The following is a 7,983-nucleotide window of genomic DNA, read 5'->3' on the forward strand; positions in this document are numbered from 1 at the left end:
TAGCCAACTGACGTTGTTAGTGAACGCATTTTTGTTCACAGATATATATAGCCAATCCTCACTTATTTTGGGATTGGCTTTTTTCTTTTCTGGCTGACCATTTTATTCATTTCCTACTTCAAGGCCTCATTATCTCAAGGTCTCATTATATCAAGGTCTCATTATATCAAGATCTCATTATATCAAGGTCTAAAGCTGAAAACGCTTAACTGTCGTATGGCTTAACTCATGAGTATGGCCTAATTTTCTTAGGACTTAATTGCCACATGGCTTATAGCAGCTAGGTTGTCGTGGACACACTGCGCCGCGAGAACAAATTACCCGAGCATCCGATTCAATGCCTCTTTCAATCCAATTGATATTGAGTATTTTAGCAATGGTTGTGAACTCCTTTTTAATATAATGCGGAATAGCAGCACTACCTCCTTTGGAAACGCACAGTGACTTGAGGTCTTCCGCAATAGAGCGCGCGTCTCCTCCTTGCGCATCAATGGCGGGATTAAGATCAATCCCTGCACACAACACCCGATTGTTACCCGCTGGATCGGTCATATTGACCGATTCACAACAATAAATCCTAGGTTCATCACCCACGTTAAGAATTGAGATTTGCGCTGAACTGTGGCTCTTCGGCTCAGATAGACGTCTGAAAACCGCCCAGTGCTGACAAGGGTCGTTGACCTTTCGCATGTTCCCCCAAGGCAGAGGGATACCATTTCCGCGGTACACGGCTTTGAGTTTATTTTGCCCGTATGCATCGAAATAGTGCCAATGTGGGTAGGGAGAAACGACCGTCATTCGGCGCATCGCCACGGAAGGTGAAACCCCCGCCTTCTGATGCACATCAATTTCATAACCACTGCGATCAAGCAACTGCCTAAACGGGACTTTTGGGCAGAGTAAAGCACCGGCAAAAAAGCTGGATTCAAAATCACGCCACGCTTGCAGGATATCCTGAGAGTTAAGTTCAGAGGTAGGGCTAGGGCTTGTTGTTTCCTCCCAGCTATTGGTGTGACCCACAGAGAGAACACTTTTTAGCCCTTCTTTTCGGTGCAAAATACAATGACCAATATAAACAGCGAGATCATATTTAAGACGAGTCGGGTACTCTTTAAGTATCTCATTGAGGTAAATTGTGCTGGGCGCTTCAAAAAATGAGGTCACTAATTGCTTAGCGCTAACGCCAAGTTCATCAACCACATCTTGAGGCGTTCGAGTTATCCAACGAATTCTGACACCCAGGTTTTTCGCTATGTCGATAAGGTCTTCAATCGCAAGGTTAAGTCTTTTTAACCCCACTTCTTCGGCGGCACGTTCGAGGTGAGGAAAGTGGTTCTGATTACTTTCTTGGTGAGCGCGAATCAATAGATGGGCAAATTGACGGCCAGTGATCCCAGTTTGGGAGAGCATCTCAGGAATCGCAATTTGTAAAATGTCATTGGAAAATAAAAAACTAGGTTCAAGTGCCATCCCACTGATCCCACCTCGATTTCCTTTGTCAGGTGTAATTGCGCTTTGTTCCGGTTCATCATCGAGAAACCAGCGTGGATCTTTTTGAAAAACTTCCGCAATGACTTCTAACATGTCAACACTGGGTACACGCTTTCCTCGCTCTATCATCGAGAGGTAAGAAACCGATGGGGCGTACTCGGGATTCACCCGTATGCACCTCGCAGAGAGATCTTCCATAGTTAAGTGATTGCGTTTCCTCAGGTTTCTAATCTTAGTACCTAGGAAATGAGACTGACGAACTAAGCTTTTTGATAGAGACATTTTGTAAAATTCACATTGTAAAATTTTTGTTGTGAAATTGTAGTCAAAAATTCGCTAATCTTCCAAGTAAGCAAAGTCACATATTTACCGAGAACCGAAAGTAAATTTTGAATATTTGCTCTAGATAGGACAATTTTGGTAGTACTAACCAATGACTACCACACTGAATGAGTTTTACAGAGGGAAAGACTATGAATATGCTTAGATTCGATAAAAAACAGACAAATACAAATAACAAGCCATTTATCGCTGAAGCTGTCTTTGCCGTAGAGACAATCAGTGCTAATCAGCAAAGTGAAAAACAGGTGAAAGCAAAACAACTCCTCGATAGCCTATTTCCGCTGGAGAATGGCTCTCATCAAGACGTAACCGGTTATATGATTGATTACCGACATATGGTTGCCTATTTCAAAGATGGCTCTCACAGCGGTTTAGAGAGCAATAAACATTTTGTTGCTTACACAGGTGAAAAAGAAGACCCATGCTCTATCTTGTTCAAAGATGGAAATGGAAGCCATGTCGATGTATTGCTTGGATGTCACAAAGGAACGGGTTGTGTTGAGCTTATTGAGATTGATGATATTCAGTTGGAAACGTGCACTACCTTTACACAACCAAGAAGTGAGATGGCCGCGATGCGTCACTGGATTAGCCTGGTACAAGGTGATGAAAAAGGAAAACCAAGAGCGTGCAGTGAAGATAAAGAATACACCAGTAAAAGCGGGGAAGACTACACGTTAGACTATTGCTACAATATGTAATTAAATAGTTGTTTCGTTGATATATTTTTAGCTAATGGTCGATTAGCTCAGATAAAACGCTCACTTTTTAGCTTAGGTAATTAGTGGGCGTTTTTGTATGCGTAAGGAATGCGAGTGAAACCAGTCAGTAAAGCAGATGGTGAGATCTGTTACCCATTTATCTATGAAGATAGCCCTGTGTGTGATTTTGAAATCATCACCGATGAACTGTGCAGTCGAATTGGCGTCGTACTCACCTACGATCTGGATGAAATCAGCCGCGACGTGTTACAGCGAGTACAACCCAATGTCTATCATTTAAACGGGTCTGTACGAGGAAAACTGGCGATTACCGACATTGAACTCACCGAATTGTACCGAGACTATGAACATCTTCGTTCATTACTTCAGGGGGGATTCAAAGGTTTTGTTTTACCGGGAGGAGCGCGAGCTGCGAGTGAGCTTCATTTGTGCCGTTGTAACGCGAAGAAGATAGTAAGGGCACTAGTAGCCATTGAACATTCAGGTAAAAAACAGCCTGATCCTATTCTGTTTCGTTACGCTAACCTGCTCGCCAATGTGATGTATACGCTCGCTTCTTACATTAATTTTATTACGAGCACCCAAGAAGTGGAGTTTGTCAGTAAAAGCTATCCGATGCCGAAAAAACAGGCCAATAAGGATTGATGCATTTTTGTCGATGCTGACCTTTAATAAGAAAACCCCAAGAGGTGAAAGTCTTGGGGTTTTTTCTGATGTTAATTGTCTCATCGTTAGAGGCGATTAATCGAGTTTCATGCCTTCTTCTTTATACAGGCGGCGGCAAGCGTTTCCATTACTATGGAATAAGTGGCAGCGATGAGCAGGAATGCCAATTTCGAGTTTGTCACCCACTTCGACGGGTAACGTATCAGGCTGACGGAAGTTCACATCCGCATCTGCGCCTTCTAGGTTAAGGTAAACTTGAGTTTCGTTGCCTAGTTTTTCTACAATCATTACATCCCCTTCGATTGAACCATCACCATCTGACGCTGTAAGCAAATGTTCAGGGCGTATCCCCATCGACATTCTGTCGCCACGGTTAACGGTCGTACCATCCACTGGAATCCAGAAAGACATACCATTAGAAAGCTGAACTTTTACTCTTTCGGCTTCAACTTCTTCAATGAATACGCTCATGAAGTTCATTTTTGGTGAGCCAATAAACCCAGCGACAAAGCGATTTTTTGGGTAGTGGTAAAGCTCTAGTGGTCGACCAACCTGAGAGACGAAACCGTCATCAAGCACGACGATTTTATCGGCCATTGTCATGGCTTCAACTTGATCATGGGTCACGTAAATCATTGTACAGCCGAGTTTGCGCTGTAGCTTGGTGATTTCTGAGCGCATTTGTACTCGAAGTGCCGCATCGAGATTTGATAAAGGCTCATCAAGCAAAAAGACGTTAGGTTGTGAAACTAAAGTTCGACCGATAGCCACGCGCTGACGTTGCCCACCAGAAAGTGCTTTAGGCTGTCGTTCTAATAGGTGAGTCAGTTGTAAGATATCAGCGGCATGTTCGACGCGCTTGTCGATTTCTTTTTTATCCGCTTTAGCTAATTTGAGGCCAAATGACATGTTGTCAAAAAGGTTTAGGTGTGGGTACAAAGCATAAGACTGGAAAACCATCCCAACGCCTCGTTTAGAAGGCTCAATGTCATTCATGCGTTCATTGCCAATGTATAAATCGCCAGAAGTAATGTCTTCTAGGCCTGCAATACAACGAAGTAGAGTGGATTTACCACAGCCCGATGGGCCAACAAAAACGACGAACTCGCCTTCTTTTATTTCTAGATCAACATTTTTTGAAATCAAAACATCGCCATACGCTTTACATACATTTTTTAACGTGACATTCGTCATCTAGCTCGTCCTCGATTAATCTAATTCATTAACGGCTGCCAGTGTTTAAGGTAGAGGTGGCAACCATTGTTTTAATATTCTTTTTTTAATGTAATTTTTGTCACTGAGTGCATTTTGTCACTGAGTACATTTTGTCACTGAGTACAGTGGAACCCCGAACTTTTAGTTCAATGAGTCTATCGTAACTTGCATCGTTGCTCGTTTGTCTGACACATTTTAGGCATTTGAGTAAGAAAAAGGGGTGAGAATACTCACTGTCGATACAGTATAAACAGACCGATACGTATCCTCACCCATCAAAGCCAATATTTGGTTTCCATCCCCCGTTAATATTTGATGCTGCTTTAAATCGGCTCAAAGAGTCGTACTCTTTATCGCATTGAACTAAGGCATAAACATATCTCAAATAACTGGAAACCAAATCGGCATTGTAAGCCAGTGCTAAATTTAACATTCAAACAACTGGAAAGGGTTCCTACTATCCACTCTTGGATGACTTAAGTTTCATCATTTTTGAGTGTGAATACATCCTCCTAGCTACAAATTGTCTAGGGGGAGTAGTAAAGGATGAGCGATATATTGAGCTTAAATTAAGAGAGCGATCTAGCTCAAATAAATAGCTGGTTCATCAGTGAGATGAATCACAGAAAGTGTCACTTTTGTGATGGTTGTCCTCATGGTGAGGCGCTAAGGATCACGAAAATGAGCCATAATAGTGAGGGCGTAGAGAGTAGGAGGATGAGACGGCCCCTTTTTTCTAAGATTATGTATGTCGAAATACGGCAAACCTCTTGGTAAGCCCTACAACACAAAAATAAAAAAGGATATAGACATGAAAAATGCCCTAAGCACAGTAGCGCTGAGTACACTCGTTGCTCTTGGCTCTTTTGGTGCGCACGCTGCTATCGAAGAAGGTCAACTAACTATCTGGATTAACGGTGATAAAGGTTATAACGGACTTGCTGAAGTAGGTAAGATGTTTGAAGAAGACACGGGTATTAAAGTAACCGTTGCTCACCCTGATGGCTTGCAAGATCGTTTCCCACAAGTAGCGGCAACAGGCGACGGCCCTGATATTGTGTTTTGGGCGCATGACCGTTTTGGTGGCTATGCTCAATCTGGTTTGCTAACGGAAGTTAACCCTTCAAAAGAAATTAAAGAAGGCATCGTTGATTTTGCATGGGATGCAGTGAAATATGATGGGAAACTGATTGGTTACCCAGTTGCGATTGAAGCACTGTCTCTTATCTACAACAAAGATCTGGTTCCTAACCCACCTAAAACATGGGAAGAAGTTGAAGCGCTTAACGCTAAACTAGCGAAAGACGGTAAAACAGCCATCATGTGGAACTTGAAAGAACCTTACTTCACATGGCCTTTAATGGCCGCTGATGGTGGTTACGCATTTAAGTACGGCGCTGAAGGTTACAATGTAAAAGATGCGGGTATCGCTGTTGATGGTGTTAAAGATTCAATGAACTTCGTTAAAGGTCTAGTCGATAAAGGTGTTATCTCAGCAGACATGGACTACTCAGTATCTGAATCTGCGTTTAACCAGGGTAAGACGGCTATGACGATTAATGGTCCTTGGGCTTGGGGCAACATCGAGACTTCCGGTATCAACTATGGCGTTACGACACTGCCTAAGTTCAACGGTCAATCTTCTAAGCCATTCGTTGGCGTATTAACCGCGGGTATCAGTACGGCTTCTCCAAACAAAGATCTAGCGGTTGAGTTTCTAGAGAACTACCTACTGACGAATGATGGTTTACGTAAAGTAAACGATGACAAGCCGCTTGGTGCTGTTGCTCTTAACTCATTCCAGCGTGAACTTGATGCAGATAAGCGCATTGCAGCGACGATGGATAACGCAATGAACGGTGAAATTATGCCGAATATTCCTCAAATGAATGCTTTCTGGGGCAGTGCGAAGAGCGCTATCATTAACATTGTCGATGGTCGCCAAACGGTTGATGAAGCGTTAGCCGACGCTGAAAAACAGATGACAAAGTAACTGGTAACACCGTTTTAAGGAGAGGGTAACCTCTCCTTCATTTCTATTTTTTTCTATTATTATCGCTAGCAGGTTTCTCTATGCAGTCAGTTCAAAGCACAGATGCTATGACATCAGCAACAACGGATTTACCGACCAGCAAGAGTGTATTCATTAAATGGGCACTTTTAGGTTCGTTGGGCATCGTAAATGGTTATGCAACCATATTAATGTATTCTCGTGGTGAACTCGCGTTTGCACTCCTTACTGTTATTCTTACCGCACTTGCTCTGTATATCTTTGGCAGTAAAAAAACGTACGCTCACCGCTACATCTATCCGGGTATCGCCGGAATGATCTTATTCATCATTTTCCCACTGGTGTATACTGTTGGCCTTGCTTTTACTAACTACAGTGCAAAAAATCAGCTCTCATTCGAACGCGCCCAGACAGTACTGTTAGACCAAACTTACCAAAGTGGTGAAAGCTACCCATTCACGCTGTATAGCACAGAGAATGGTCACCGTATTGCGGTACAAAAAGGTGAGCAGCTGCTTGCAACGGATCACTTTGATTTAGCGTCGTTGTCCGTAACCGATATGGACCTTTCCATTGTCGAATCGGTGCCTGGCGACAAAGAGAAAATAAAAACGATTGTTCAGAATCGAAGCTCCCTGAGTCGTGTCGACTTACACCTACCAACAGGTGAAGACATCCGCATGAGCGGATTAAGAAAATTTGCCGCAGTGGTTCCTCTGTATACATTGCAAGAAGATGGAACCTCTCTTGTGAGTAATGAAACTGGCGCCATTCTTCGTCCTAATATGGACACAGGCTTTTATCAACCGGTCGATGAAATGGGCCAATTCACAGGCTCTACCGTTGCGCCAGGATTCATCGTCGACATTGGTACGCATAACTTCGAACGTGTCTGGAAAGACGATGGAATTAAAGAACCGTTCATCAGTATTTTCATCTGGACTGTTCTATTCTCGGTCATCTCAGTTGTCGCAACATTGATTATTGGCTTGATTTTAGCCAGTGTTGTTCAGTGGGAAGCGTTGAAAGGGCGTGCTATCTACCGCGTACTGCTGATTTTGCCTTATGCCGTACCCGCGTTCATCTCTATCCTCATCTTTAAAGGCTTATTTAACCAAAGCTTCGGTGAGATCAACATGGTCTTACAGTCCATTTTTGGCATCAGCCCAGCTTGGTTCTCTGACCCATTCTTAGCGAAAACCATGGTGTTGATTGTTAATACGTGGCTAGGTTTTCCTTACATGATGATTCTCTGTATGGGGCTATTAAAAGCGATTCCAGAAGACCTATATGAAGCCTCTGCGATTGACGGTGCAAACTTCTTCCATAATTTTACGAAAGTAACGCTGCCGTTGATGATCAAACCGTTAACCCCGCTTCTTATCGCTGCGTTTGCGTTTAACTTCAATAACTTTGTAATGATTCAGCTGTTAACTCAAGGTGGCCCAAATATGATTGGAACCTCTGAGCCAGCAGGTTACACCGATCTACTCGTCAGCTACACCTACCGAATCGCCTTTGAAGGCGCGGGTGGCC

The 7,983-nt window shown here is 43.2% G+C and carries 6 protein-coding genes; 4 read left to right on the top strand and 2 right to left on the bottom strand.

What is annotated here, in order from left to right:
- Positions 1 to 255 precede the first annotated feature (255 nt).
- Positions 256 to 1,773 (bottom strand): DUF3612 domain-containing protein, encoded by a 1,518-nt coding sequence (locus tag ACP45E_RS04640; protein WP_069583227.1) that lies wholly within the window; start codon positions 1,771 to 1,773, stop codon positions 256 to 258.
- Between the two features lie 191 nt (positions 1,774 to 1,964).
- Between ACP45E_RS04640 and ACP45E_RS04645 the strand changes: the two genes are divergently transcribed.
- Positions 1,965 to 2,534, top strand: a complete 570-nt coding sequence (locus ACP45E_RS04645; RefSeq protein ID WP_017037629.1) for a malate synthase — start codon at positions 1,965 to 1,967, stop codon at positions 2,532 to 2,534.
- Between the two features lie 114 nt (positions 2,535 to 2,648).
- Positions 2,649 to 3,200 (top strand): ATP:cob(I)alamin adenosyltransferase, encoded by a 552-nt coding sequence (locus ACP45E_RS04650; RefSeq protein ID WP_017036763.1) that lies wholly within the window; start codon positions 2,649 to 2,651, stop codon positions 3,198 to 3,200.
- Positions 3,201 to 3,296: 96 nt separating this feature from the next.
- On the opposite strand, the gene malK is transcribed toward ACP45E_RS04650, so the two are convergent.
- Positions 3,297 to 4,415, bottom strand: a complete 1,119-nt coding sequence (malK, locus tag ACP45E_RS04655) for a maltose/maltodextrin ABC transporter ATP-binding protein MalK (RefSeq protein WP_017036764.1) — start codon at positions 4,413 to 4,415, stop codon at positions 3,297 to 3,299.
- Positions 4,416 to 5,247: 832 nt separating this feature from the next.
- On the opposite strand from malK, the gene malE reads away from it, so the two are divergent.
- Together malE and malF are read left to right on the top strand one after the other, a co-directional pair.
- Complete coding sequence (malE, locus tag ACP45E_RS04660; protein WP_017037630.1) at positions 5,248 to 6,429, top strand: maltose/maltodextrin ABC transporter substrate-binding protein MalE; 1,182 nt, start codon at positions 5,248 to 5,250, stop codon at positions 6,427 to 6,429.
- A gap of 80 nt (positions 6,430 to 6,509) precedes the next feature.
- Positions 6,510 to 7,983 (top strand): maltose ABC transporter permease MalF (gene malF, locus ACP45E_RS04665; RefSeq protein WP_069584752.1); only part of this gene is annotated, 1,474 nt, incomplete at its 3' end.

The sequence above is a fragment of the Vibrio genomosp. F10 str. 9ZD137 genome (assembly GCF_049974785.1).
Classification (GTDB): Bacteria; Pseudomonadota; Gammaproteobacteria; order Enterobacterales; family Vibrionaceae; genus Vibrio.

What these genes read in the sequence shown, in the direction of transcription:
- ACP45E_RS04645 (WP_017037629.1), top strand. Translation starts at nt 1,965, where the DNA reads ATGAATATGCTTAGATTCGATAAAAAACAGACAAATACAAATAACAAG.
- malK (WP_017036764.1), bottom strand. Translation starts at nt 4,415, where the DNA reads ATGACGAATGTCACGTTAAAAAATGTATGTAAAGCGTATGGCGATGTT.
- malE (WP_017037630.1), top strand. Translation starts at nt 5,248, where the DNA reads ATGAAAAATGCCCTAAGCACAGTAGCGCTGAGTACACTCGTTGCTCTT.
- ACP45E_RS04640 (WP_069583227.1), bottom strand. Translation starts at nt 1,773, where the DNA reads ATGTCTCTATCAAAAAGCTTAGTTCGTCAGTCTCATTTCCTAGGTACT.